Raw genomic sequence first — 26487 nt, forward strand, 5'->3', positions numbered from 1 at the left:
ACAATAGCTAATACAGCACCAAGGAACATAACAATGAGCAACATCCCTAACGATTTAAAATACGCTCCGTCACACGAATGGGTTCGTGACGAAGGCAATGGCGTTTTCACCGTAGGTATTTCTGAGCACGCTCAGGACCTTTTAGGTGACATGGTATTTGTTGAATTACCAGACGTTGGTGATGTAGTTGCTCAGGGCGACGACGTAGCTGTAGCTGAGTCTGTAAAAGCAGCATCAGACATCTACGCTCCGGTATCTGGCGAAATCGTTGCAGTAAACGATGCATTAAACGATTCTCCAGAGCTGGTAAACAGCGCACCATACGGTGACGGCTGGATGTTCAAAATCAAGATTTCTGACGAATCTGAACTGGCAGGCTTATTAGACGCCGCTGGTTACCAGAGCGTTGTTGACTCAGAATAAGTCGACGTTGAGTATCTAGAAAAGCCCTGTTTGCACAGGGCTTTTAATTTGTGAAAACATTTAGCGGGCAGGGGAAACCCAACCCAACAGGGATTTTACAAACAGGTGGGCCAAAACCCAGATCTGTGCGTAAAGATCCAGCATATTGTTAAGACCATTTAGGAACTTCAAGGCATGACCACTTCAGCTGTGAAAACCCTGTCGCAACTTGCGAACCATCAGGAATTTATTCAACGCCACATAGGCCCGGACGCTAACGAGACAGCAGCTATGCTGGCTGAATTAGGCGTAAGCAGCATGGAAGAGCTGATCGCACAAACTGTGCCTGCTTCCATTCGCCTGCCAAAGCCATTGGCAACTGGTGAAGCCACAACTGAAGCGGACGCTCTGGCGTACTTAAAAGCTGCTGCGAACAAAAACAAAATGTTCAAAAGCTACATTGGTATGGGCTACCACCCAACACTGACACCAAACGTCATTTTACGTAACGTGTTAGAAAACCCGGGCTGGTACACTGCGTACACCCCATACCAGCCGGAAATTGCTCAGGGCCGTTTAGAAGCTCTGCTGAACTTCCAACAAATTTCTTTAGATTTAACAGGTATGGAGCTGGCATCTGCTTCATTACTGGACGAAGCCACTGCAGCTGCTGAAGCTATGGCGCTGGCTAAACGTGTGGCAAAAAGCAAAGCCAACACTTACTTTATTGCTGACGACGTTCACCCACAAACGGTTGACGTAGTGCGCACCCGTGCAGAAATGTTTGGTTTTGACGTGATCATTGGCAAAGCCACTGACGCAGTAAACCACGACGTCTTTGGTGCTTTATTACAGTACCCATCAACGACTGGTGAAGTGCGTGACGACAGCGCTTTAATCGCTGCCTTACAAGCGAAAAAAGCTGTAGTAGCAGTAGCTTCTGACATGATGAGCTTATTGTTATTAAAATCGCCAGGCGAATTAGGCGCAGACGTCGTATTAGGTTCTGCCCAGCGTTTTGGTGTGCCTATGGCCTTCGGTGGCCCACACTCAGCATTCTTCGCTACCCGTGACGATTACAAACGTTCTATGCCAGGCCGTATCATTGGTGTGTCAAAAGACCGTCGTGGTAATCAGGCGCTGCGTATGGCAATGCAAACCCGTGAACAGCATATCCGTCGTGAAAAAGCTAACTCCAACATCTGTACTGCACAGGTGTTACTGGCGAACATGGCGTCTTTCTTCGCTGTGTACCACGGCCCAGAAGGCCTGAAAAACATTGCACAACGCATTCACCGTTCTGCTGACGTATTTGCAGCTGGTCTGCAAGCCAAAGGCGTTTCATTAGTTCACAACACCTGGTTCGACACTGTGACCTTTAAAGTGGCAGATCGCGCCGCTGTTGTTGCCCGTGCTATCGCCGCTGAAGTGAACTTACGTACTGATATCGCTGATAGCTTAAGCGTAAGCTTCAACGAACTGACGTCTGCCGCTGATATTGCTCAGCTGTTCGACATCGTATTAGGCGCTGGTCATGGCTTAGACGTCACTAAGTTAGATGCTGACATCGTAGCCAAAGGCTCAAACTCTATTCCTGCTGACTTAGTTCGTACGTCTAAGTACTTAACGCACCCGGTATTTAACCAGTACCACAGCGAAACTGAAATGCTGCGTTATATCAAAAAGCTGGAAAACAAAGATTTAGCACTGAACCACTCGATGATTTCTTTAGGTTCGTGCACCATGAAGTTAAACGCTACAGCCGAAATGATCCCGGTGACCTGGCCAGAATTTGGTTCGCTGCACCCGTTCGTGCCACGCGACCAGGCTGAAGGTTACTACGACATGATTGGCGAGCTGGCCAACTGGTTAGTAGAGATCACAGGCTACGACGCTGTGTCTATGCAACCAAATTCAGGCGCACAAGGCGAATACGCCGGTATGATCGCCATTCGTAAATACCACGAAAGCCGCGGCGATTCACACCGTAATGTGTGTTTAATTCCTGTGTCTGCGCACGGTACTAACCCTGCAACAGCAGCTATGGCGTGCTTTGAAGTGGTACTGGTTGATTGCGACAAGAGCGGCAACATCGACATGGCCGATTTAAAAGCCAAAGCCGAAGCCGTATCAGACAAGTTAGCCGCCATTATGGTGACTTACCCTTCCACACACGGTGTGTTTGAAGAGTCTATCCGCGAGCTGTGTGACATAGTTCACGCGCACGGTGGCCAGGTGTATATGGACGGCGCCAACATGAACGCTCAGGTAGGTATTACCTCTCCTGGCTTTATCGGTGCTGACGTATCGCATTTAAACCTGCACAAAACCTTCTGTATTCCTCACGGCGGTGGCGGCCCAGGTATGGGTCCAATTGGTGTGAAGAAACAATTGGCTCCGTTTATGCCAAACCACGCTGTCGTTAAAATTGAAGGCACTGGTCAGGATAACGGCGCAGTATCTGCCGCACCATTTGGTAGCGCAGGCATTCTGCCAATCAGCTGGATGTATATCAAAATGATGGGTGGCGACGGTTTACGTCAAGCCACTGAAATGGCGATTTTAAGCGCTAACTACATGGCGAAAAAACTGGGCGACCTGTTCCCTGTGTTGTACGTAGGTACCAACGGCCGCGTAGCGCACGAATGTATTATCGACATGCGTCCACTAAAAGAAAAAACCGGCGTCACCGAAATGGACATCGCCAAGCGTTTAATGGACTACGGCTTCCACGCCCCAACTATGTCATTCCCGGTAGCCGGCACGCTGATGATCGAGCCTACTGAGTCTGAAAGCAAAGCCGAGCTGGACAAATTTATCACCGCCATGACTTCTATCCGCAATGAAATTGCCAGGGTAGAAGCAGGGGAGTGGACTGCAGACAACAACCCACTGCATTTCGCACCTCACACTATGGAAGATATCTTCGACCCAAGCTGGGACCGCCCATACGAGCGTCAGTACGCTGCATTCCCTGCACAGTACGTGGCAGAAAACAAATTCTGGCCAACAGTCACCCGTATCGACGACGTATACGGCGACCGCAACCTGATGTGTGCTTGCCCAAGCCCGGAAGATTATCGGTAAGTGATTAGGGGTTATGAACACGACAATTCTAGTTGGTAACCGACAAATGTAATTGGAAACTCGTGTGAAACCGTGATGAATAGAGGCGAACTTGCGTTCGCCTCTATTTTATGTGCGCAGTTATCGAGTAGATGCTTGCCTGGTACAAGCATGATGGTTCAGATAAAGCTTTCAAGTTTATTTAATCTTAGATAATCCATTTCAACTAGCAGTGAACGTAGAGAAGACAAAAGCTCTCGCTTCATTCTCTACGCTTGCTTAGTGCGTAACGAATCACAATAAGATATGTGTGTCTATGGGATTAGGAGAAGTCCAATACGCAATTTGTAAAGACTTCAATTGCGAAAATTTTTAAGTGCAGCTACCGAGTTAGCCTAAATTTCTGATACAAACTTGTATTACCCTGCCAAATAACTTAGATTAGAGAAAATCAGCTTGTAAATCTGGTTTTCTACGATTTTTTGATAAAAAAAGCTGAAATTTGCTAGATAAACTAACTAAAAAGGGATGTTATGATCATAGACTTTGCAGTGACCAACTTCAGGTCTATTAAAAACGAGCAACTTTTCAGCATGTTTGCTGAGAGTAAGCCGCAGCTTCACTCTGGAAACATAGTTTCCTTACCAAACGATATAAATGTATTGAAAGTTGCTGCAATATTTGGAGCCAATGCTTCAGGAAAAAGTAATCTGCTTTTGGCATTCGAAGCTCTCCAAAATCTGATGATTGAAAGTGGTGACAGAAAAGACGGCGATGATATTCCTGAATATGAGCCTTATATTTTATCTGTGCTTACGGAAACCGATGCTACAAAATTTGAAGTAGAATTTACTATTGGTGACGATAGATTCAAATACTACATACAATATGACAAAAAAAACATACTATTCGAAAAGCTAGATCAGTATAAAACAATAAAATCATCAAACATTTTCACTAGAAATTCACCAGATGATTGGAATGGCGTAAAATTTGGAGATAGCTACAAAGGTGGCAGAAGAAAATTTGCTTTCTTCTCTAATAATTCGTATCTATCAAAAGCGGGGAATAGCCCAGACTCTCCAAAAGTAATTCGTGATGTTTTTAATTATTTTAGAAAAAATATTGATGTAATAATGTCAACTGAAAGAGTTGGCGTTCTTGAGTGGGAAAACAATAGTGCCGCGGTAGAAATTGTCACCAAGTTTCTTAAACATGCAGATTTTGGAATTGATAAGTTTGATCTAAAACAACATGAATTGCCTGCTCATTTTTCTTTGCCAGAAGATATGCCTGATGACATAAAAGATAAATTAAAAAAGAAGTTTTCTAAAAAGGAAGTTTTCTATCACACCTCTGAAGACGGTCAGTTGATACCTTTTGACAAACACATGGAGTCGAAAGGAACTAGACGATTATTTGAGTTACTCCCATATTTTCTAATTGTTCTAAAGGAAGGGACAACTGCTTTTATTGATGAAATTGAATCAAGCTTGCATCCGCATATAGCTGAACTCATCGTTAAAATATTTAATGATCCATCCATCAACTTGAAAAACGCACAGTTGATATTCACAACGCATGATGTGAATTTAATGTCACAGAGCAAACTAAGAAAAGATCAAATATATCTGAGTAGAAAAACACATGCGCAGGGTACTGAGTATAATGATTTGAGCTATTTCGATGAATCACTGAAGGATAATAGTCCGTTTTCCAAATGGTACAATGAAGGCCGTCTTGGTGGAATTCCAGATATTGACTATAAAATTATTGGTGATGCTATTAAAGGGATTTTTACAAGTGCCAAGACCGAGAATAAAGAATAAATTATCTGTCCTTCCCAAGTTTAAGATTATTTGCGAAGGAGAAAAAACTGAACCGAATTACATTAATGGTTATATTAATCGTGTTCATTCAGCGCACAAAAAAATATTTTGCTTCTCAGAGCCTGGATGTACAGATCCGAATGGCTTGATTCGAGCTGCTATTAAAGAGCGTGAGTCAGGCGTAGCTGGTGATGTAGTTTGGGTTATTTACGATAGAGAATCTTTGGTCAAATATAGTGACGAAGTTCATGCTTCAGCAAGAACTCTTGCAGATGACAACAACATACAAATTGCTTTTTCTAATGTCTGTTTTGAGATGTGGATTTTACTTCATTTTGAGTATTCGTTGGCGTGCTACACTTCATATGACGATCTTAAGAAGAGAAGCCGATTGAGAGAACATGTTAAATCACTTGGATTTGACAGTTATGAAAAATCCGAAGCGCTTTTGTTTGACAAGTTGAAAGATAATGTATCTGATGCAATCAAAAATGCAACTAAGCTTAGACAAAATATGATTGCTTCTGCTGATAAGAATCGTAGTAGGCCCTTTCATCTAAATCCCTATACTGATGTTGATGAAATGTTACAAGACATGGAAAATTTTATAGAGAATAGGCCGAGTATAAGAGCTAAAAAGCAAGTTTAAAGTCAGGTCTAATGTGATGATTCGCCTCCCATCCTGACTTAGGATGAGGTGACCAAACCAAAAGAGGCGAATTATCATGCTTATCAAAATATTAGGTGTGGATCTTGGCAAGCTCAGTTGTCATGTGATTGGGCAAGATCAATACGAAAAAGTCGTAGAAAAGCGCAAAATGCTGATCAGCAAGCACGTTTGGTGCCAGGTCTTGCACTTTGCCCCAAAGTTCACGTGATGTATTCTTCTTAGTTTAAACAATATTCAGAGTTTTTTTCCAAGAAGCTCAAAAGCTGCTTTGTTTTGTATTAAAGACAGAACATGCGGCCTTGTTCTTACTTCGGTTTTATACGTGAAATGCCTTTCCTGGGTTGTTTATTCACTGGGTTAATGCCCGATTGTGGTTGTTTTTGATAAAACTAGAGGCTTTGTTAAAGATCCCATATTGCTATCAGCTCCTCATCATCTAAGCACTTTGACCACTTTCCCGAAAACCCTACTAAGCTTAACTGATTGTTTTTTGTACTAAAGGTAACAGTTATGCTTGCGTCAAAAGATCAGATCAAAGCCGACAGGCTAAGAATGAATAACCCTTATGCTCATATGGACGAAGATGGTGGCTTTAGTGCTTTGTTGCCGGAGTCACGCTTGGGTGAGGGCCATAATCCCTATGCCAGTTTAAATAATGGCGATAATTCAGATGAGGTTTGGCCACAACTTCCACTTGCTAAAAGCATTTCAAGTGCGCTGGCGCACGTTTCAGCTGCGCAAACCCCTGACTTGGCCGCTTCGAACTTCTACTTGCAGGGCAGTCAGAACCCTTATGCCGCCTACCATAATTTGGAAGACGACAGCGGCCCTGTTGCCTTGCCTTTACCGCCTATTTTGACCTTTAGCCAGCTCACCAAAGCGGGCAATGGTGCTATTAAAGTGGCGGAAATTGAGGCTTTAGTGGAACAACTGAAGCACGCTATTTGGCAACAAAAGCATTTGTTATGGCCACAGGGTATTCCGTCGGACCCTATAGAGATGCTCGATCCTAAAGTAGCTTTGTATTTACTGGGTTATCAGGTGTATGAACGTCACACCCTCGGCGAGATTGAGCCCGGTATAGATGTGGCTGGCACCATAGATAAAACCTCCAAACGAGTGGAGTTATCCAGAACCATGCGGCCCGAAGTGATGAACTTTACCGCTGCACATGAAATGGGCCACGCTGTGATGCATCAGCAAAGCGGACTGCACAGAGATAAACCTTTGGATGGCAGCAATGCAGGCCAACGTGATCAGATAGAAAAAGAAGCTGATAAGTTTGCGGTGCTGTTTTTAATGCCGGAAAAGCTGGTTAAAAGCCGTTTTGCTGAACGTTTCCCTGAAGAGGTGCTGCAAGCCGAAGCTTTGGCGTATCTGCTGAACCGTTCAGGTGATCGCAAACTAGCGAAAACCTTGTCGAGCCAAAGAGGTTTAGCGCGCGCTTTGGCTGAACTGAGCAGTATTTCAGGCCAGCATGTATTGTCGCTGGCAGAGATGTTCAAAGTATCCAGAGAAGCTATGGCTATACGGCTTGAAGAACTTGAGTTGGTTCCACAAATTAAGTTTTAGAGCGGGGAGCAAAGGAGAATGTTCTGAGCAGCACTGTTAGTTGTTTATAAACTCACAATGTTGATGTCGCCCCGTAAAGCCTGATCGGGGCGGCAAAGACTACTTTTCATACCACTGCTATTGCTGACGTTCTTTGTTTACTAACTTTGTCAGTCCTTCGGCAAGAACAGCCAGGCTCACGCCCAACATAGCGACGTCTTTAATCAAAAATGAGCCCAGGGCGTCGAGCCATGGAAAACCTCCTGATGCAACTTCCCATACAGGTAAAGCCAACATGATTGAAATGGTGGTTATGAAAATCGCTGAAGCTATTGCACCGCCTACTACCGCTGCGCGTGCTGACCAGGGTGATGCAATAAGCAAAATTGCAGCAATAACTTCGACTACACCTAACAGGTAAGAAGCTCCGGCTTCGCCAAAAACAGGGTAAAGCCATGCCAGCCAGGGCGTTCCGCTAATGAGCGGTTTAAGTACTTCAATTTCCACAGCAGTAAATTTCAAAATACCTATTAAAAATAGCGGCAGTACTACTCCAGCTAATGCGACAGTGCGTCCGGCCGTTGTCAGTACTGATGCCAGCTTTTGTGCTTGAGCGATACGAGTTGAAGTGTTGGTGTCGATATGAGTGTGTTGCATGGTGTTCTCCTTGGGTTATGTATGCGTCAAGCATATATTAATAATCTTGATTTGTATGCTTCGTGCATATAATATTAATGCATATCAAATGCTACTTATATGCTTCGCGCATACAGATGGGTGCTATGACGGTTCAAAAAATTGAAAATATGGTGGGAGCTTTGGCTTTGGCATTGTCAGATTCCTTTATGCTGGCAACTCAGGAACAAGCTCCGGAACTTGGGCCTGCCGCAGCTGCTTTGGCTTTATTAGGGCATGAACCAGGTATGCCGATTGAGAGACTCAGACGGGCATTAGGTTTGTCTCATTCGGGGACTGTCCGGCTTATCGACCGGCTTGTTGCCGGAGGTGTGATTGAACGACATTCGTCAGAACAGGACCGTCGCGCCGTTGCGCTTCACTTAACCAAAAGTGGTGAAGAAAAATGCGCAGCCATTCTTGCTGTACGCCAACAGCGGATTTCATGCGCCTTGAAAGTTTTGGATCCGCATGAGCTGGAAGCCCTTGGCAAAATAGCGGAAAAGTTACTTAAAAATCAGGTGCACAATCTGGATGAGGCTTACTGCGTTTGCAGGCTTTGTGATGCTGCAGCCTGCGTTAATTGCCCTGTATCTGCAGCACTTGATGAATCGAAGGCGGCACAGAAGCTTTAGCTGTAGCCTTTTGAGTTCATGGCATCAGGTTGGGTTGATTGCTTAAATTTTCCAATGAGGCAAATAACTTTGCTATTCGCCTCACTTTTTGATTAGATTAAGCCATCTATTTGCCTTATGGAGTCCGCTGATGTTTATCTGGCAACAATCTGACTGGCCTGCTTTTCGTTACGACCAGAACCAACTGAACCCGCTTTTACGTGAAGTGCATTTTTTGCAGGGGGTGTTGTTGGGTAGAATTGGCGGGCAGGGCGAAACCCAATGCCAGCAGGCAACGCTAGACACCTTGCTGGCGAATATCCTGAATTCCAGCGCCATTGAAGGGGAGCAGCTGAATCATAGTTCGGTGCGCTCTTCACTGGCTCGTAAGTTAGGTTTGCATGAGGCCGAACCTGCTGCCACCAGCGCTAAAACCGATGGGTTGGCGAATATGCTGATGGACGCCATCATGGATGAAAATGCCTTGCAGGATAAGCCATTAACAGAGGCCAGACTGTTGCAATGGCATGCCTGGTTATTTCCTCCCGGTGCCAGTTTGTTGCAGTCTGTTGTTGGTGGATGCTGGCGCGGCGAGGAAACTATGCAAGTGGTGTCAGGCCGTCTGGATAAACCTAAAGTGCATTTTGAAGCGCCGCCCAAAGCCATACTGGATCAAGAGCTTACAGCCTTTATCAGCTGGTTTAATGCTTCGCGCCAGAACAGTGCTTTAGATCCTTTGCTGCGCGCTGCTATCACGCATCTGTGGTTTATTACTTTGCACCCGTTGGAAGATGGCAATGGCCGCATAGCGCGTTTGCTTACCGATTTAGCGCTGGCACAAGCCGAAGCTCGGTCGATCCGTTTTTATGCGATGTCGGTTGCCATACTGCAGCGCCGCCGCAGTTACTACGACATTCTGGAGCAAACTCAGCGTGGTGATCTGGATATAATGCCTTGGCTGTTGTGGTTTTTTGATGCACTCAAATCGGCGATAGAGCAGGTATTGCAGGATATAGAACAAAATTTGGCGAAAACCAGATTCTGGCAACATGCTGACCATAGCCGTTTAAACAAAGAGCAAATCAAAGTGCTGAACCGATTGCTGGACGGCGACTTTGCCGATGGCATCAGCGGTAGCCAATACGAAAAAGTCACCAAAGTAAGCCGCGCCACAGCCACCCGTCACCTGGTGCAACTGGTAGAGCAGGGCTGCCTGGTGCGCACAGAAGCGGGTGGGCGCAGTACCAGATATAAAATTGCAGGTTGAGGTTGTGAAAGTCGGTCAGCCTGAGACTGAGGTCGACAAGAATGCACTCTGAGCTGGATGCTCAGAGTAAAAGTCATACCCCATTACTAGCGCAAAGCAAGGGCAACCAAAAGTCCCCCTGCAATGCCGTATTCAACCAATTACTACCTTGCCGCCAGCTCCCTACGCACTATCTCCGCACCTGCAGTTAACGCATTCAGTTTGCCTCGTGCAATATGGCGCGGTAACGGGGCCATGCCGCAGTTGGTGCATGGGTAGAGGTGGTGGGCGTCGACAAATTGCAGAGCCTGACGCAAAGTCGCTGCTACTTCTTCTGGTGTTTCAATGTTGTGGCTGGCGACATCAATAGCACCGACCATCACTTTTTTACCGCGAATCAGTTCCAACAGCTCCATTGGAACGCGGGAGTTGTGGCATTCCAACGAGATGATATCGATGCTGGATTGTTGCAGCTTAGGAAACACAGCTTCGTATTGGCGCCACTCAGTGCCCAGCGTTTGTTTCCAGTCGGTATTGGCTTTAATGCCGTAGCCGTAACAAATATGCACTGCGGTTTCGCATTGCAGTTGTTTCAGGCCGTCAGCGGCTTGTTCCAAAGCGGCAATACCCCAGTCGTTTACTTCGTCAAAAAACACATTAAAGGCTGGCTCATCGAACTGGATAATATCCACACCGGCTTCAACCAGTTCTTTGGCTTCCTGATTCAGAATTTTGGCAAACTCAAAGGCCAGTTTTTCGCGGCTTTTGTAATGCGCGTCGTACAGCGTATCAATCATGGTCATAGGGCCTGGCAGCGCCCATTTAATAGGTTGGTTGGTTTGCTGGCGTAAAAATTTGGCATCTTCGACAAAAACTGGTTTTTGTCGGCTTACTGGACCTGTCACTGTAGGTACGCTGGCATCGTAACGGTTGCGGATGCGGACTGTTTCGCGTTTTGCAAAATCAACGCCGTCCAGATGCTCGATAAAGGTGGTGACAAAGTGTTGGCGCGATTGTTCGCCGTCACTGACGATATCAATGCCAGCTTGCTGTTGTTCGTGTAACGACAAACGCAAAGCGTCCTGTTTGCCATCTGTTAATTCCTGATCCTGCAATTTCCAAGGCGACCATAAGGTTTCAGGTTGGGCCAGCCATGAAGGTTTAGGTAAGCTGCCGGCCGTTGACGTTGGAAGTAATTTTTTCATAAATAGGTCGCTCTTTGGTTAAATTAAATGCTGTGCCGGGCTTACTGTTGTTGCGGTGAGCGTTGTTCAAGCACACGGCTTAACAGAGCATGGTGCGGCTTGATAAAGTGCTCGTGCGCAAACTTGCCTTGTTCTACCGCTAATCGGCTGCGCTCTTCTCTGTCGTAGACAATGTCTGTCAGGGCGTGATCGCGGTTTTTTAAGTTGGGTTGATAACGCTCTCCGGCCGCGGCATGAGCATTGTAAATTTCAGGCCGGTAAATGCGTTGAAAGGTTTCCATGGTGCTGATGGTGCTTGCCAGCTCCAGATTGCTGTAGTCGTTCAGCAAGTCGCCAAAGAAGTAAAAAGCCAAAGGTGCGGCGCTGCCTGCAGGCATAAAGTAGCGAACCTCTAAGCCCATCTTTTTGAAGTACTGCTCGGTTAAAGAGCTTTCATTTGGCTGGTATTCAACCCCTAACACAGGATGCTGGTTGCTTGTGCGCTGATAGGTTTTGTTGTCTGACACACTCAGGCAAATCACAGGAGGCTTGGTAAAGTGTTGCTGGTAAGCTTCTGAATTGACAAAAAATTGGAAGAGTTTGCCATGCAGATCGCCAAACTGATCCGGAATGCTGAAGGTGGGCTGGTTTTTGTTATGTTCCGGCAGCACCAGGCTGAAATCATAATCCCGCACATAAGAGGAAAAGTTATTGCCAACAATACCTTCGATACGTTGGTTAGTTTTGCTGTCGATAATAGTGGTTTTTAAAACTTCAATGGCCGGGAAGTTATGGCTAGTGCTCTCTATCTGGATGTCGACAGAAATAATATCCAGCTGCACCGAATAACGATCTGAGTTTGGGTTATCCCAAAACACCAGGCTATTAAAACGGTTGTTGATCATGGCTAAGGTGTTGCGCAGGTTCTGCTGACGGCGCTCACCGCGAGCTAAATTGGCAAAGTTGGTGGTGATACGGGTATTGTCTGCCGGCTGATAATTTTCATCAAAACCAATACTTTTAATGCTAAATCTGAAGTTGTTCATCCTATCTGCTCTCTTATTCGCTACTGTGCGGCTCAAACATCCACCAAGAAGTCTGGACGTCTAAATCTATATGTCTTTTATACGCGGATGGTTGGATGAAGAAAAGTGGTTTTATTTCATCTGCTGTATGAAGGATCTTCATGTTGAGAGGGGGGCCTGTTTCAATGGGTTGGTATTACAGGTTTTGCCCTGGTAGAGGGGGCAGGCAATACCTGGATGGAAATAGGTTTGTCTGTGAGGTTTGACTGGTGACGCTTTTGCTGTGCAGATGCCTGGCTAATTGAACTGAAGTTTGCCAGTAAAGTTGATAACCTTAGTTTTAGTTGATAGTTTGGTATCTGGTTACTTTCATTTCAATCTTATAGTTTGATGATAAATATGGATATTTATGAAAATTAGTACTTTTATCTTTCTTTTGTCATTCACCCCCTTTGTTGCATTAGCGCAAATGCTGCAGGTCGAGCAACAAACTATCGAACGTTATCTACCCGGAACCTGGGTATGTGACTTCACTACAGATATAGACGGTACTAGCGCATCGGGTCGAAGTGAGGATACCTATATTAGTAACGGGAGGTTCAATTCGGTTGCGGAATTTAAGTTTCAACTTTCAGGTGAGAAGGCAACTACTACATATTTAGCTACTGGGGCTGGCACCTGGGCGCTGGATGGAAACCAGTTTACAACCACCGCAACTTTCACAATGCATCAACAAAGCAGCAATTCCGCACAACAAAGGCCGGAGGATGCTGCTCCCCTGGAGTTACCTGAGATTATCGATGTCGTCGAAATCGTGGAAATTAACGAGTCGAAATTTATTATGAAAAACCAACCTGACGGTTCATTGACTGAGTGTTCCAGGAAAATTGAGTAGACATGATCACAACAGAGTTTTACGGAGTTTGAATTATTTATGCTTAATAGATGTTTGAATCGATGGGGCTATTGGTTTCCTGTATTTTTGCTGCTTCAAGGCTGTGCTGGCAGCGGATCTCTGGTCAATGAAGTGAGTTATGTCAGATTTCATGACAGTATTTTCCAGCTAAAAGCTGTCAATAAAGATGGAAAACTCATACCTCAAGAGTGGAATAAAGAAGCAACCCGCTTATGCCCATCTGGATATCAGGAGTTTGACGTTTTTGCATCGGAAGTTCAGGGCGGTGATAGCTCTTCTTCGGGTACGGCGGCTGTCACTGGCGGCGTTTTAGGTGGTTTAACCGGCGGATTACTTGGCGCTGGAATAGAAGCTTTGAATACAGACCATGGTGTCATGGTGATTGGGTACATAGTTTGTAACGACAGTGGTTTTACTACAGAACATGCTGAGGACATTGTGTGGGGCAGGGCTGTTGCAAAGTAAGCTGAAGCGCAAGGTTTCCCGGGTAAGTTACTGGTTCGCCGTCAGCAAAGCTGATAGTTCAGGGGCGTATGACTGTATGAAACTTATTAAGACTGCAGGGACAGAGTGACCACAGTAGTTTTAAAACAAACTGGCCGTTACTTCGAAGTCTATGCGCAACTGACTTCGCAGATTTTGGCTATCCGCCCCTGTTTGTATGCCGATGCAACAATGCCAATACATCAACAGCGAACGCTTCAGGCGAAGTAACGCAATTAACTTAGCATCGAATTGAAGTTTGACTGTCATTTTTTAGAAATTTTAGCTAAAAAAGTTACAGTCCAGCTTTAAATAGCCGCCGCTGCATTTAGTTGTTAAGAAAAGGAATTCATTGATGTCAGACCAAAGCACAGTGCCAAAACAGCCCCATGAATGGACAGAATACGAACTTATGGCGTTGGCCGACATGCCTACAGGTTTGAATAACTGGGAGGCAGATAAATTTTGGACTTTTATTTCTGAACTGGCCACAAAGTATGAAGCGCAAGACGTTTTGAAAAAGCAGCAGGAGCGGGAGTATTTATTGGCCTTTGCGGCAGAAAACCCGGGCTATGTGCCAAATAACCCCGAACTGGTATTTACCGATCTGGCTTTGTTCGACTTTGATGGCACAGTTACAAGCTGCGACACCTTTACGCCTTTTATTAAACAGGTGATATCGCCAGCACTGCTGTTTTGGGGGCGATTGGTATTGCTACCTGTTATCGCTGCCTATCGTATTGGCATGGTGTCTTCCTCCCGAATGCGCAGGTTGCTGGTCAAATTGGCCCTGACCGGACGTTCAAAAATGGAACTGGAGCGGCTGGGGCTGAGTTATGCAACGAAGTTTCTGCCTACAGTGATCCGGCCTTTAGCGATGAAAAAGTTGCAATGGCATTTGGCCGCAGGCGACAGAGTGGTGCTGGTTTCTGCATCCTTGGATCTTTATCTCAAACCCTGGTGCGACCACATGGGTATTGAGTTGTTGTCCGCCAGCCTTGAGGCCGAAGGAGACAGGCTAACAGGCTATTACAACGGGCCTGATTGTTGTGGTGCTGAAAAAGCCAGTAGGGTGAAAGCTTTGCTGAAACTAAGCCACTTCGACCGAATTTATGCCTACGGTGATACCAAAGAAGATCATGAACTACTGGCGTTAGCCGATGAAAAATACTATCAGTGGAAAAGGATGTAGCGGCGGAAAACAACAGGTTGAGCAGACAATCTGGCAGTATGGTTTGCCACGATGTTTAAGTAGAGGCGGCTTATTTCTGATTTTTGCATATTTTTTTGTACTGCACTGGTTCAATCCCCCAGAAACTCCGTAGATAAAAGCTACTTGGTGTATCCCAGAGTTTTTTGTTCTGTTTTTAGAACTATGTACGGCTCGCCAAAGCTGCTGCCAAACAGATCATTCAATCAAATCGTTGGGTTAGATTTGAATTTTGAACAGAAGCCTGGGTATGTATTTTTTGAAAACAATGAAGCAAAGGTATTTTGGGCAAGATGGTTCAATCTAACGCAATTTATAACGAAGAAAGTACGGTGTCGGCGAGCATTTCTCCATGCAATAGTGCTTTTTATCAGACCCAGCCAGAACAACCTTATGTGGTTATCTTTACTCTTAATCCGGTGGAGCAAGTGCCCATTTGGCTATCGGGTCTTGCAGACTGGTTTAAAAAATACGGTATCAGTCTGGTGTATCGCCATCCCTTGCAGGCACTGCCTGTTGAGTTTTTTCAGCAGAGTCTTGGTACTCTGTTGTGGAGTGGCTCTGTGCCGGTATTTGAGCCGTTAAAACAGTTTTTACGTAGCAATGATCTTAAGTTCAGCTTTATCGAATGTGGCTTTTTTCCTCAAACCCAGCACATCTACTTCGACAGGCAAGGTATCAACGTCGATTCTAGCCTTGCGGCAAATGATCTGGATTGGTTGCCGCAAGACGTTACTCCGATTTTGCAGCACAAACGCGATGTATTTTTTCAGGATGTCCCCACGTATTCTGAGCAACAAGACTATATTTTTGTACCTTTGCAACTGGCACAGGATTCAAACATTCAGTTGAATTCACGATTTGTGAATGGCATGCAAGAGTTCATCGACTACATAGAATCACTGTATCCGGATGACACTTTAGTCTTCAAACGACACCCTCGTGATAACACCAGCTATCAGATTAGTTCGAAGCGAAGTTACTGGTCTACAGACTGTTCGCGCGCTTTGATCAAAGGTGCGAAAAAGGTGCACGGGATCAACTCCACCGTGTTGTTTGAGGCTGAGCTCTATGGCGCTGAAACCATCATAGAAGGGGATTGTTTGTTAACCCGGCATGCCGATAGAAAAAGTGAATTACTCAGTGCGCTGATGTTGTGGCAATTCGATGTACGGCAGCAGGATTTCTCATTGGAAAAAATTGTGCAGCGTACTTATCTGACCTTGGATCATTATCTTGCACAGCAGCTGGAAGCCAAAAGCGTTTCGGGATCAGAAGACAGATAAAGCTGTGACCTGAGTGGATCTGGCCACAGCTTGGATCAGTGATTAGTCGTCAATTTTTGACAATAAATCAGGGTTGGTGACCAGGTTACGTACAGCATGTGCTTCCGATTCGTTAAATGGGTTGGCTTTACACCATTGGCCCATAGTCGCGATATTTACCTTGGCTACTTTAGGACGAACGCCCCAGCTGACCTGAAAAGGTGAAGCCACTTCATTGTAATCCGGGCCTGTGGTTGAACCTGCATATTCAACCGGTTCGCCTGTATTGTCCGGAATGCTCGTGGCCTGATTGTAGCCATCGTCCATGGTTACAGCCGCCAGTTTATTGAAGTCCAGCGCTTTAGGGTCGTTTACCAGCACAAACACCTGAGCCTCTACCCGCAATTCCGGGTTTTTAATAGCTTCGGTCATACAGGCGCCCAAGCTTACACCTGGTACTGCCATGGCGCTGGTATGCACATAATGCACTTCTACCGTGTCACCCGAATGCAGGCTGCCATGCTTGCCTGCACAGATTGGTTCACTGACAGGCTTTAGTTCAGCAGCGCTGAGTGTGCCGCTATATTTATAGCCAGTGCCCATGCCTTTACCATCGCCGTTACCAGCGTAAGTGGTGAACTCACCGCCTTTGTGTTCGGCATTAAGATGCATATGAATATTGCATAAGTTCATATGTTCGTACGATGGCGCCAGAGCAAATAAACGCATATCACTACCGGTTTTTACACTAATATCCCGCGGTGATTGCGGACCATAGCCTTTGCCTTTTGTGGCAGCGTCTAGTTTGGCATTCTGCTGGGCAATCACTTCATCGCTGACAGCATGATGTGACTCTTCAGCAGCCTGAAGATCACTACAGACAACAGCGGAAAATAACAGACAAGAAAAAAAAGATAGTTTCATAACATGTCCTTGGTAAGTGGGTCTGCCGGGCCAAATGCGTCACTACATATCAGGGTAATATGAGTGCTTTGCCAAGCCGATACACTGTAGACGAAGCATGCCGTTTTGCTACTTTTTTTGGCTGAATTTGTCGATGATTGGACGCATCTTTTTTCGGGTAAAAATTTGGGCTCAGGCACTGGGTCTGACTTCAGGTGATAACCCGAATCAACCAAACCCATTGACAAGGCATTGACAAGAGCGTGTTCATTATATAGAACGTTCTTTATAAAGAACGATTTGGAACTGTGATGGATAAACCTACTCTTGATACGCTGGGGCGCCATCTTCAAAGTTTGCGGATAGCCCGCGGTTTGTCTTTGTCGCAGCTGGCTGCTGATGCCGGTATTGCTAAATCTAACCTGTCCAGGCTGGAGCAGGGCAATGGCAATCCAACGCTGGATACCATCTGGCGCTTGTCTTTGCAGCTGCAGGTGCCTTTTGGCAATTTGATAGCGCCTGTCAGTGCTTTGGTGGGTGATAGTGGTGTACAGGTGCGCTTGATAGATCAGGGCAAAGACAATCCACCAGTCGATGCCTACTGGATGTCTTGTGCGCCTTTTACAGAACGTAAAGCGGAGGCTCATACCATAGGTACTGTTGAATCTATTACTTTGCTTAGTGGTCAGCTTGAAGTGGGTATTGAAGGTAATACCAAAACCTTAGTTGCCGGGCAAAGCCATAGCTTTTCTGCTGACGAGCCGCATCTGTATCGCACCGGCGAAAACTGGGCGACGGCGCTTTTGACCATTGTGTATCACCAAAGCGGGGAGAGGGTATGAGTTCTGTTGAAACAGTAAAAAGCTCAGCCTGGCAGCAAGGCGCCCGTGATGCTTTGCCGCTGCTCGGCGGTTATATTCCGGTGGCTATTTCTTTTGGTTTGATTGCAGTGCAGTCGGGTTTTAGTGCGCTGGAAACTGTGCTTATTTCAGCCTTGATTTACGCTGGTGCTTCGCAGTTTTTGTTTATTGCTATGGTCGCTTCTGACGCACCGTTGTGGCTGGTGCTGGTAATGACTCTGCTGATCAATGCCCGGCATGTTGTGTATGGGCCTAATATTGCGCCTTATTTATCCAACAGCCGCTGGTGGCCTGTGCTGATGCATGGCTTAACCGATCAGATTTTTGCTTTGGCCCATACAAGACTGCCGCAGCTGGAAGAAAAAGATCGAATGGGTTGGTACATCAGTGCTGCTTTGATTGCCTGGGGAAGCTGGATTGTCGGCACAGCTGTGGGTGCTGTCGCCGGAGCTGAAATTACCACACGTTGGCCTTTATTGGGCGAAGTAATGCCTTTTGCTCTGCCGGCGCTGTTTTTGGTGTTATTAGCACCACGTTTTACCTCTGTGCAGTGGACCCTGACCATGCTCGTCACCATAGTGGCAGCCCTGGTGCTGAAGCTGATGGGGATGACCAATTCTGCTATTCCGCTGGCGGCATTATGTGGTGTATCGCTGTTTTATCTGCTGCGGGCCAAACTAAAAGCAGAGGGGAAAATCCATGGATAATTCGCTTTGGTTATTAATGCTGGCTTGCGCTCTGGGCACCTTTTTGCTGCGGGCTTTGCCTTTGATCTGGATGCGGCGGCATTTGGTGCGCCGCAGTATAAGTAATACCAACGAGGCTATGCCGGTCTGGCTGACTGTACTTGCCCCCACTATGATTGCCGCTATGTTTGGTGTGTCTTTGGTGCCTGCTCATCCTGGTATCAGTTCCTGGCTGGCCACAGTGCTGGGAGGGCTTTGCACTATCCTGGTCTGGCGGCACACCCGTTCTTTAGGCTGGCCTGTCTGTATAGGTGTGGCAGTGTATGGGGTGGTGGTTGTTTTGTTAAAGATGATAGGCTGAATCAAACTGTAGGGGGCGGGTTTATCCCGCTCCGAGAATATTCAATCCCACTCTACAACTCAACTTAACTTAATACTCTATGATCTTCGCCACACCACGGGAACGTGGATCTGCGGCGGCTTTTACTTGTTCTGCTGAGACCTGTATCGCTTGCACGTCACCTAAATTCCAGCCTTGGGTATGCAGGGTGTAACCTTTTTTCGTCAGCTCTTGTTGTACCTCTGCAGGGAGTGGGGCGTAAGGCTCCATAGTGATTTGATCTTTAGGTAATAACTGGTGGTGAAAACGCGGCGCTGCGACAGCCTTTTGCAATGGCATGTCGAAGTCGTACAGGTTGGTGATTACCTGAAAAATAGAGGTGATGATAGTAGAGCCTCCAGGTGTGCCAACCACCAGTTGCACTTTATTGTCCTGCACCAAAATGCTGGGTGTCATAGACGACAGCATACGTTTGCCTGGTGCTATTGCATTTGCGTCGTTACCGACTACACCAAAAACATTAGGCACACCTGGCTTGGAGGAGAAATCGTCCATTTCGTTATTCAGTAAAAAGCCAGCACCTTGCACCACCACGCCGCTGCCAAAATCCAGATTCAGCGTATAGGTGTTTGATACCGCATTGCCATGCTTATCCAAAATAGAGAAGTGAGTGGTGTGATAACCTTCAAGGCCTGGTTGAACAGCTTTGGTTTCTGAGATAGCTAACGGATTGATTTCTTTCGCGCGTTTATCCAGGTAGCTGCTGTCGAGCAATTGCTGCTGTGGCACTGTGACAAAACCAGGGTCGCCTAAATACTCTGCCCGGTCAGCATAAACCCGTTTTTCCAGCTCAGCTATTAAGTGCACATACTGGCTGCTGTTGTGTTTTACATCGTTAAAATCGCTGCTGCGACGCTGTTTTAAACCCAATAGCTGAGCCAAAGCTATGCCACCTGAACTTGGTGGCGATGCACTAATGAGCTGCTTGTCGCGCCATGGGGTCACTAAAGCATCGCGCCAGCCTGCACGGTAAGCCGCTAAATCTTCCATAGTGATTAAGCCTTTACCCCGCTGCATTTCTGCGACCAGCAGCTCTGCGGTTTTGCCTTTGTAGAAATCGTCCGGACCTTGTGCTGCAATGCGTTTTAAGGTTTCTGCCAGTTCAGGTTGTTTGAAGTTTTCGCCAGCTTTCATCGCGGCAAAATACTGCGCAAAGTTGGTTTTACCCTCCAGTTGCTGTAATAAATCGGCGCGGTACTGATATTGGTTTTCAGCCACAGTAAAACCAGTGCTGGCGTAGTGAATAGCCGGAGCTACTAAGTCTTGCCAAGGCAGGGAGCCAAACTTTTTATGCGCCAGCCATAATCCCATCACAGTGCCTGGCACGCCGCTGGCTTTATGACCTATTAAGCTTAAGTTTTCAATCACCTGCTTGTCGGCATTTAAAAACATATCCTTATGCGCTGCTGCTGGTGCTGTTTCGCGGTAATCAAGGAAATAAGGTTTGCCGTCAAACCAGACCAGCATAAAACCACCGCCGCCTATATTGCCAGCTTCGGGGTAAGTCACAGCCAAAGTAAAAGCTGTGGCTATGGCCGCGTCTACTGCATTACCGCCTTTTCGCAGAATTTGTTCTGCCACCAAAGCACCGTATTGATCAGGGGAGGCGACAGCGCCGTGTTTTATTCCTGGTGTTGGAGCTATTGATTCTGTTGCTTGCAAAGGGTTAACGCATATAAATAAGGTAAGCAGCAAAGCGACGGGTAAAAAACGATAAGCCATAACTAACTCCTTGGTGGGTTTTTATAGTTCTAACTTTTTGATGACCTTGTGACAAGAGATATCTCCTGCTTATTTTGTTGCATGGTGGAAGATGCGTTGATCAGACTTGCTGTAAAGGCCGCCTACAAGACAATAACCATGAGATTTTATGAGTAAAAAATTTTAGTTTTATAAATGGTTTACGGTCGAATAATCAGGCTTTTGCATCGCAGCTGTGTGCGTTGGAAGAGCACCTTGGTTTTTGGTTACGTTTTGTCTCTAACCATGTGTCAGACCGGTTTGAAAAACTGATTGCACCCATGGCCTTACCGTAACTGAAAAGGGGGCTTCACGTACTTTATACAATAAAGCACTCATGCTGAACTGATTGAGGCTTTGGGTATGACGAAAAGTGCGGCGTCCAAGGTGTTGACACGGCTAGAAAACAAAGGCTTCGCAACACGGAACAGCACACAGCGCCAGAGAACATAATACTGTCCATTGCTGTGATGCCCATCTGATGATCCTCAGTTGCATCCTTTGAGATTACCAGTGAGTTTCCTTGGAAACTGAAATCAAGTGCGAAATTGCGGTTTTGAGGCTGAAGTTTTATGTCACAGAAACATTCGAACAGTTTCTTTTTTAGAAAACCTTCCTTTTTCCATAATAGCAACTAGAGTTTTCGAAACAGGTAAAAGTTGCATGGCAAAACTAGCGGTTCCTGTTGCTGAAAAGATAAATATAACAACCCCAAAGGAAGGAATATCGCAGATGAATACCTTAAAAATACTAGCAGCAGGCAGCCTGGTTTTAGCCTTGTGTTGTGCATCCACTCCGGTGTCAGCAAATCAGGCGTACAAGGCTACAACTGTCGGTGCGGCCGCAGCTTGTCCTGTAGAACCTGCGTGGCTGAATAGCCCCTCCATGCCGACTGAAGTGAAAAAAAGTGGTTCGGATGGCAGCTCAACTTTTTGTGATTTTTATCAGTTTTCCACTCAGGCTTTTTTGTATCTGATGTCACAAAACAGCAGTGGCCAGCGTAACTTTATGAACCAGGCTTTGTATCCGGTGCTGGAGTTTGATGCCAGTGGTAATCCGGTGAATTCCTGTGACAACGCTGTAACAGGTGCAACCTTAAGAACCAGTCTGGATAAAGCTGACAGCACTTCAATTTCGACCGGGCAGGCAGGCGATGGCGCTACTATTTATGCTCAGGATACCAATGTAGTGTATTACGATGTACGTTTTGACAAGGGCTTGTGTAGCTTGTCGGGCAGTGCTGTGACGCTGCAACAACAAAACATTATTAACTTCCCATCCGGTACCACCGAAATGAAGTCGGCCTGGAAACTGTTGTCCGCGGCCGAAGTGGCTGCCGGTACTTTTGTGACTCAGCCTCAGACTATTGGTGGTCAGAACGTGACTTTAGGTTTGGTGGGTATGCATATCGCTGTGGCAACTACTGATCATCCTGAATTTGTCTGGGCAACCTACGAGCATCAAATCAACTCACCGGATTGCACACCAGTTGGAACTCAGCCAGCTTCTCCCTGGACTTTTGCCAGTGCCAGCTGTACCAGTGGTTTACCCGGAACTGCCGCATCAGGCAATGCCTGTAATTTTAATAACCCATTGGAAAACCAGACTGCACCTACGGGTACTGCCACCAATATCTGCCGGGTTTATCCTTATGGCACTGCAGCAGGCGACTTAAAAGCGGATGAAAACGTAGCTGATATCATGCAACAAAACAGTGGCGTGGATGCATTACTGGCAGGAAGCAGTGTTCCGGCTGGTATGCAGGTACTGACGAACTATTTTCATGTAGGAGCCTTGTGGGTGAGCGATATCACTCAAAGTTCAGGCGGTGTAGGTGTACCTAACGAACGTGGTTCGTTGCGTTTAGCCAATACAGTAGCCGAAACTACGTTCCAGAATGTTGATTTGCAAAAAGGTTTTGCCAGCAACTGTTTTGGTTGTCACAACTACAGCGGTACAGGCCAGAGCGTCAGCAATAACATTACGTCGCAAAACCTGAGCCATCTCTTTTTAGATGTAAAAATTGGTCAGGGCGAAAATGTGGATGTGACTTCCCCTAAACTCATTGGCAGTAACAGTGCTGCTGCAGCTATTTGTGGCGGGGCAACTGGTGTATGCCAAAACGCCGGCAGTAACCTGAAATGGAACGGCAACTGGACTAATGTCAATACCAGTGCTGGTTCTGTCTGCGGTTGTACTGCACAGTAACTAATTTTTAGTGTTACCCGCTTTTATCAGACCACTTCGCAGAGCTGCTGTCTTATTGTTTAAATAGCAGCTCTGTTGGCGTTTCATCAAGGTTCTACTATTTTCCGCTCACCAAAACTCAGCTCTATACTGTATCTTGATGGTTCGTTTTGCCAAATCCAGAGTTTGTTCACTTCCCTGTGATACGGCACCAGGAGTAAAACCAGCATGAAAATGATTTATACCCACGAAAACAGGCTGATTGTCAGCAATATCAAAAACATTCTGCAACGCCGTGGTTTTGAGGTTTTTGTTAAAAATGAACATGCAGTCAGTATGATAGGCGAGGTGTCGGCCTTTGATAGCTGGTTGGAGTTATGGCTGGTGGATGAAAACGACTTTGCATTAGCCAGTATGATTTTAAAGAATATGAAACTCGACAGTGAAGCAGAGGATTGGCATTGCAGCAAATGCGCCGAAGAAAACGCGGCTTCATTTGAGTTGTGTTGGAATTGTGGTACTGAGCAAGGCTGAAAGACAGAAATAACTGCGGGGTAAGCCCTGGCGCTGTATAGTCTTGCTGAATCTCCCTTTGTTGAAAAGAATCTTATGAATTTAGATAAAGCGAAAAAACGTCTTTCCAAGCAACTGACTAAAGGCTTTGAAGGTTATCCGGTGTTGTCTCTGGCTTATTTTGGTGACACTGCAGATAAGGCCACAGAAGTGTTACTGACTTTTGTATTAGAGGAAGGTGCGGCTGCCATGGAGCAGAAGTTTTCCAGTACAGAAGATGTCCGGCAGGATGAGACCATTCAGTCTGTACTGGTAAAAATTATCGAGCGCTCTAATGCGAAAACTGTCACTGAAACTCCGGGTGTCAGCATCAAATAAAAGAACCTGATTAGGGCGCAATCGAGGTTGGCGTCGATTGCTCCCGCAACGCTGCTTCCAGTTTTTTAGTCGTGGTGATATCTACCAGCGTAATGACCACTCCATCGATCACATTGTCCAACCGACGATAGGGCATAATGCGCACGGTAAACCAGCGCTCGTCATTGGTTGGAATTTGTTTCTCCGAAAATACCAGAGTGCGCAAGGTATCCTGTGCATCCTGATGCAAGGTTGGATACTGTAAACTGCTGGTCAGATCGGTCAGTGGCCGGCCCAGATCGCTTTCGCGCAGGTTAATAATTTTGGCTGCTCTGTCGGTGTAACGTCTGACATTGAGCTGCTGGTCTAAAAACAACACTGCAATTTCTATGCTGTTCAGCGTATTTTGTAAGTCGCTTTGTGCCAGCGCTAAGTCATCCAGTTTGGTCTGCAACTCGGTGTTGATAGTTTGCAGCTCTTCGTTCATCGACTGCATTTCTTCTTTGGACGTGGTTAACTCTTCGTTGGTCGATTGCAGTTCTTCATTGGTGGACTGTAACTCCTCATTGCTCGACTGCAGCTCTTCTTTGGACGCCTGAGTTTCTTCGCGCAGTTGCTGAATTTCATCCAGATATTGTTGTTGCACAGCAGCCAGTGAAAAATCGACATTGGCAGATGGATCCGCAGCGTCCGTTGCATCACCTGCCACATCACGGAATACCACCATGGTCATGCCTTGCAAAGCCGCAGGTTCACGCAGCGCCTGCACTGTAATATCTACTCTTTGACTGGCGTCTTTTTCTGAGACCGCCAATCCACGTAACTGCAAGGGCGCATTATGTTGGGCCGCTTGTTTTAACGCTGTAGCGAGCGGGGCCCGTAAGCCATCCCGTGCCATGGCGTGGAAGTTCCAGTTGGCTTTACCAGCCGCAGGCTCCAGATATTTACCTGTTCTGCCACTGATATAAACGATATCACCGCTGCCGTTCAGCACTACAGCTGCCGGAGAGTAAACCTGCAACAACAGTTGATCTGCCGCAGTTTGCAGGTTGTCAGTTTTTGGGACTGGTGTTTTATCAGTTGGCACCGGATGCTCCTTAGCAAGCGTAGACAGAGGTGGAAAAGATTGAACCGGCAGTTTAGAGCCTGCTGTCTTTTGACGGGGCAGACGCTGATACAATCTTAACTTGGCCTGGATTGGTGTAAATAAATCATGAAAACGGCCTGTTGTTTCTGAGCTGCCAAGCAGCAAAATACCTTTTTCACGCAGGCTGTAATGAAAGAGAGGCAGCAGGCGGCGCTGTAACATAGTATCAAAATAAATCAACAGGTTGCGACAGACAATTAAATCCAGTCTGGTAAAAGGTGGGTCCAGAATAACGTCATGTTGTGCGTACAAAATCATGTCACGTACGGCCTGCTTGATTTGGTAGCAGTGGTCATGACGGATAAAAAAACGCTCCAGCCGCTCCGCCGACACATGCTCGGCAATCGACAACGGATACTGACCACGACGTGCACTGCTAATAGCGTCCAGACTTAAATCGGACGCAAAAATTTGCAGACTAAAACCCTCAAATTCGCTGTGCCGCTCCAGCACCTCGCAAAAGGTGATGGCCAGTGAGCAGGCTTCTTCACCGCTCGAGCAGCCGATACACCAGGCCCGTAGTGCTTTGGTTTCCATGCGTTGGTGCAGTAATTCAGGCAGTACCACTTCGGATAAATGCTGCCAGACGGCAGGTTCCCGGAAAAAGTTAGTCACGCCAATCAGCAGTTCTTTAAACAGCAGCTCGATTTCCTGCGGGTTGTCGGGCAAAAAGGCGGCATAGTCCGGCAAAGACTCGATGGAGTGAATTGCCATACGCCGCTCGATACGGCGTAACAAGGTGCTGCTTTTATAAGATGAAAAATCATGGCGGGTATGCCGCTGCAACTGCACCATAACCTGTTGCAGCGCATCTGACGGCGTATCGGCTAATTCTGCGTTGTCTTGTGGCTGTTGATGCACTTCAGGCTTATGATCGATCACCGCAAGAATACGGCCCGGCAGTTCGGCTGGTGTATCAATAATATCGGCGAAGCCAGCGTTAATGACGCTGTTTGGCATGGCATCAAACTGAGCTGATTCGGGCTTTTGCACTAAAGATAATCCACCCACAGCTTTTATGGCCTGGGTGCCAAGAGTGCCATCCGACCCCATACCTGACAGCACTACGGCAATGGCTCGTTCACCCAAAGAGGTGGCGAGGGATGAAAATAAAATATTCACAGGAAGACGCATGCCACGAGGCTCAGAAGGCTGAGCCAGTTTTAAAGTCCCATTGGCCACTGTCAGTTCTGTATCGGGGCGGATCACATAAAGGTGGTCAGCTTTAATCACCATGCCATGTGCTGCTTCCTGCACTGGCATAGTGGTAACCCGTTGTAGTAATTCAGGTAATAAGGCTTTTTTGGTCGGATCCAGATGCTGGACTACAATCCAGGCCAAGCCGGTGTCAGCGGGCGTCTGGGCCAGAAATTGATTCAGTGCTTCAAGGCCGCCCGCCGACGCACCTATGCCAACGATGCGAGGGGGAGTGGTTGTTGGATTATGTTTCGAACTCACAATAAAAGGCTACTCATACAAGGTGCTCTTCACAACGAAGAGAAATGCCTGCTTTAGCTGCAGGCATCAGGATTAAAATCAAGGATGCCAACGGCTCTGG

The 26487-nt window shown here is 46.5% G+C and carries 24 protein-coding genes; 18 read left to right on the forward strand and 6 right to left on the reverse strand.

The genetic code is table 11. The features are described from left to right. Positions 1 to 33: 33 nt before the first annotated feature. The 5 genes from gcvH (at position 34) to OM978_RS06360 (ending at position 7539) form a co-directional block, all read left to right on the forward strand. On the forward strand, positions 34 to 423 hold the full coding sequence (gcvH, locus tag OM978_RS06340) for a glycine cleavage system protein GcvH (protein ID WP_264346037.1): 390 nt from the start codon (positions 34 to 36) through the stop codon (positions 421 to 423). A 174-nt stretch (positions 424 to 597) separates the two neighbouring features. Then, positions 598 to 3489 (forward strand): aminomethyl-transferring glycine dehydrogenase, encoded by a 2892-nt coding sequence (gcvP, locus tag OM978_RS06345; RefSeq protein ID WP_264346038.1) that lies wholly within the window; start codon positions 598 to 600, stop codon positions 3487 to 3489. 512 nt (positions 3490 to 4001) lie between these two features. Continuing rightward, a complete protein-coding gene (locus OM978_RS06350) occupies positions 4002 to 5297 on the forward strand; it encodes an AAA family ATPase (protein WP_264346039.1) in 1296 nt (431 codons plus the stop codon). Further along, the gene (locus OM978_RS06355; RefSeq protein ID WP_264346040.1) at positions 5227 to 5946 is read left to right on the forward strand and encodes an RloB family protein; all 720 of its coding nucleotides are present in this window, start codon (positions 5227 to 5229) and stop codon (positions 5944 to 5946) included. The genes OM978_RS06350 and OM978_RS06355 overlap by 71 nt, the downstream gene beginning before the upstream one ends. A 531-nt stretch (positions 5947 to 6477) precedes the next feature. Beyond that, the gene (locus OM978_RS06360; RefSeq protein WP_264346041.1) at positions 6478 to 7539 is read left to right on the forward strand and encodes an ImmA/IrrE family metallo-endopeptidase; all 1062 of its coding nucleotides are present in this window, start codon (positions 6478 to 6480) and stop codon (positions 7537 to 7539) included. Between the two features lie 117 nt (positions 7540 to 7656). Here the strand turns inward: OM978_RS06360 and OM978_RS06365 are convergent, their stop codons facing one another. Further along, on the reverse strand, positions 7657 to 8175 hold the full coding sequence (locus OM978_RS06365; RefSeq protein WP_264346042.1) for a YkgB family protein: 519 nt from the start codon (positions 8173 to 8175) through the stop codon (positions 7657 to 7659). Positions 8176 to 8300: 125 nt separating this feature from the next. On the opposite strand from OM978_RS06365, the gene OM978_RS06370 reads away from it, so the two are divergent. Then, on the forward strand, positions 8301 to 8828 hold the full coding sequence (locus OM978_RS06370; protein ID WP_264346043.1) for a MarR family winged helix-turn-helix transcriptional regulator: 528 nt from the start codon (positions 8301 to 8303) through the stop codon (positions 8826 to 8828). 130 nt (positions 8829 to 8958) lie between these two features. Then, positions 8959 to 10074, forward strand: a complete 1116-nt coding sequence (locus tag OM978_RS06375; RefSeq protein WP_264346044.1) for a Fic family protein — start codon at positions 8959 to 8961, stop codon at positions 10072 to 10074. 143 nt (positions 10075 to 10217) lie between these two features. Here OM978_RS06375 and OM978_RS06380 read toward each other — a convergent pair whose 3' ends face one another. Continuing rightward, positions 10218 to 11258 carry a methionine synthase gene (locus OM978_RS06380; RefSeq protein WP_264346045.1) on the reverse strand — a complete coding sequence of 347 codons (1041 nt, stop codon included), beginning with the start codon at positions 11256 to 11258 and terminating at the stop codon, positions 10218 to 10220. Between the two features lie 41 nt (positions 11259 to 11299). Next, a complete protein-coding gene (locus OM978_RS06385) occupies positions 11300 to 12283 on the reverse strand; it encodes a DUF1852 domain-containing protein (RefSeq protein ID WP_264346046.1) in 984 nt (327 codons plus the stop codon). A 388-nt stretch (positions 12284 to 12671) separates the two neighbouring features. Between OM978_RS06385 and OM978_RS06390 the strand changes: the two genes are divergently transcribed. The 4 genes from OM978_RS06390 to OM978_RS06405 all read left to right on the forward strand — a co-directional run bounded on the left by OM978_RS06390 (position 12672) and on the right by OM978_RS06405 (position 16157). Further along, a complete protein-coding gene (locus OM978_RS06390; protein ID WP_264346047.1) occupies positions 12672 to 13157 on the forward strand; it encodes a hypothetical protein in 486 nt (161 codons plus the stop codon). A 39-nt stretch (positions 13158 to 13196) separates the two neighbouring features. Next, positions 13197 to 13643 carry a hypothetical protein gene (locus tag OM978_RS06395; protein WP_264346048.1) on the forward strand — a complete coding sequence of 149 codons (447 nt, stop codon included), beginning with the start codon at positions 13197 to 13199 and terminating at the stop codon, positions 13641 to 13643. A 373-nt stretch (positions 13644 to 14016) separates the two neighbouring features. Continuing rightward, positions 14017 to 14853, forward strand: coding sequence for an HAD family hydrolase (locus tag OM978_RS06400; RefSeq protein WP_264346049.1), 837 nt, complete (start codon positions 14017 to 14019; stop codon positions 14851 to 14853). 311 nt (positions 14854 to 15164) lie between these two features. Next, the gene (locus OM978_RS06405) at positions 15165 to 16157 is read left to right on the forward strand and encodes a hypothetical protein (RefSeq protein WP_264346050.1); all 993 of its coding nucleotides are present in this window, start codon (positions 15165 to 15167) and stop codon (positions 16155 to 16157) included. 42 nt (positions 16158 to 16199) lie between these two features. Here OM978_RS06405 and OM978_RS06410 read toward each other — a convergent pair whose 3' ends face one another. Then, the gene (locus OM978_RS06410) at positions 16200 to 17060 is read right to left on the reverse strand and encodes a delta-class carbonic anhydrase (protein WP_264346051.1); all 861 of its coding nucleotides are present in this window, start codon (positions 17058 to 17060) and stop codon (positions 16200 to 16202) included. 290 nt (positions 17061 to 17350) lie between these two features. Between OM978_RS06410 and OM978_RS06415 the strand changes: the two genes are divergently transcribed. Genes OM978_RS06415 through OM978_RS06425 form a run of 3 tightly spaced genes read left to right on the forward strand, consistent with a single transcriptional unit; the run spans position 17351 to position 18946 of the window. After that, the gene (locus OM978_RS06415; RefSeq protein ID WP_264346052.1) at positions 17351 to 17881 is read left to right on the forward strand and encodes a helix-turn-helix domain-containing protein; all 531 of its coding nucleotides are present in this window, start codon (positions 17351 to 17353) and stop codon (positions 17879 to 17881) included. After that, positions 17878 to 18606 carry an AzlC family ABC transporter permease gene (locus OM978_RS06420; RefSeq protein WP_264346053.1) on the forward strand — a complete coding sequence of 243 codons (729 nt, stop codon included), beginning with the start codon at positions 17878 to 17880 and terminating at the stop codon, positions 18604 to 18606. The genes OM978_RS06415 and OM978_RS06420 overlap by 4 nt, the downstream gene beginning before the upstream one ends. After that, complete coding sequence (locus OM978_RS06425) at positions 18599 to 18946, forward strand: AzlD domain-containing protein (protein ID WP_264346054.1); 348 nt, start codon at positions 18599 to 18601, stop codon at positions 18944 to 18946. The genes OM978_RS06420 and OM978_RS06425 overlap by 8 nt, the downstream gene beginning before the upstream one ends. Positions 18947 to 19015: 69 nt before the next feature. Here the strand turns inward: OM978_RS06425 and ggt are convergent, their stop codons facing one another. Next, entirely contained in the window at positions 19016 to 20707 is a 1692-nt protein-coding gene (gene ggt, locus OM978_RS06430) for a gamma-glutamyltransferase (protein WP_264346055.1), read from the reverse strand. Between the two features lie 366 nt (positions 20708 to 21073). Between ggt and OM978_RS21495 the strand changes: the two genes are divergently transcribed. The 4 genes from OM978_RS21495 (at position 21074) to OM978_RS06445 (ending at position 23803) form a co-directional block, all read left to right on the forward strand. After that, entirely contained in the window at positions 21074 to 21178 is a 105-nt protein-coding gene (locus OM978_RS21495; protein ID WP_413691223.1) for a MarR family transcriptional regulator, read from the forward strand. Positions 21179 to 21457: 279 nt separating this feature from the next. Continuing rightward, positions 21458 to 22933 carry a mannan-binding protein gene (locus OM978_RS06435; RefSeq protein WP_264346056.1) on the forward strand — a complete coding sequence of 492 codons (1476 nt, stop codon included), beginning with the start codon at positions 21458 to 21460 and terminating at the stop codon, positions 22931 to 22933. A gap of 207 nt (positions 22934 to 23140) precedes the next feature. Continuing rightward, complete coding sequence (locus OM978_RS06440; RefSeq protein WP_264346057.1) at positions 23141 to 23446, forward strand: DUF2007 domain-containing protein; 306 nt, start codon at positions 23141 to 23143, stop codon at positions 23444 to 23446. A gap of 75 nt (positions 23447 to 23521) precedes the next feature. Then, on the forward strand, positions 23522 to 23803 hold the full coding sequence (locus OM978_RS06445; RefSeq protein ID WP_264346058.1) for a hypothetical protein: 282 nt from the start codon (positions 23522 to 23524) through the stop codon (positions 23801 to 23803). Positions 23804 to 23813: 10 nt separating this feature from the next. Here OM978_RS06445 and OM978_RS06450 read toward each other — a convergent pair whose 3' ends face one another. Continuing rightward, a complete protein-coding gene (locus OM978_RS06450) occupies positions 23814 to 26387 on the reverse strand; it encodes a chemotaxis protein CheB (RefSeq protein WP_264346059.1) in 2574 nt (857 codons plus the stop codon). Positions 26388 to 26487: the final 100 nt, after the last annotated feature.

The organism is Rheinheimera sp. MM224 (genome assembly GCF_947090785.1).
Taxonomy (GTDB): Bacteria; Pseudomonadota; Gammaproteobacteria; order Enterobacterales; family Alteromonadaceae; genus Pararheinheimera.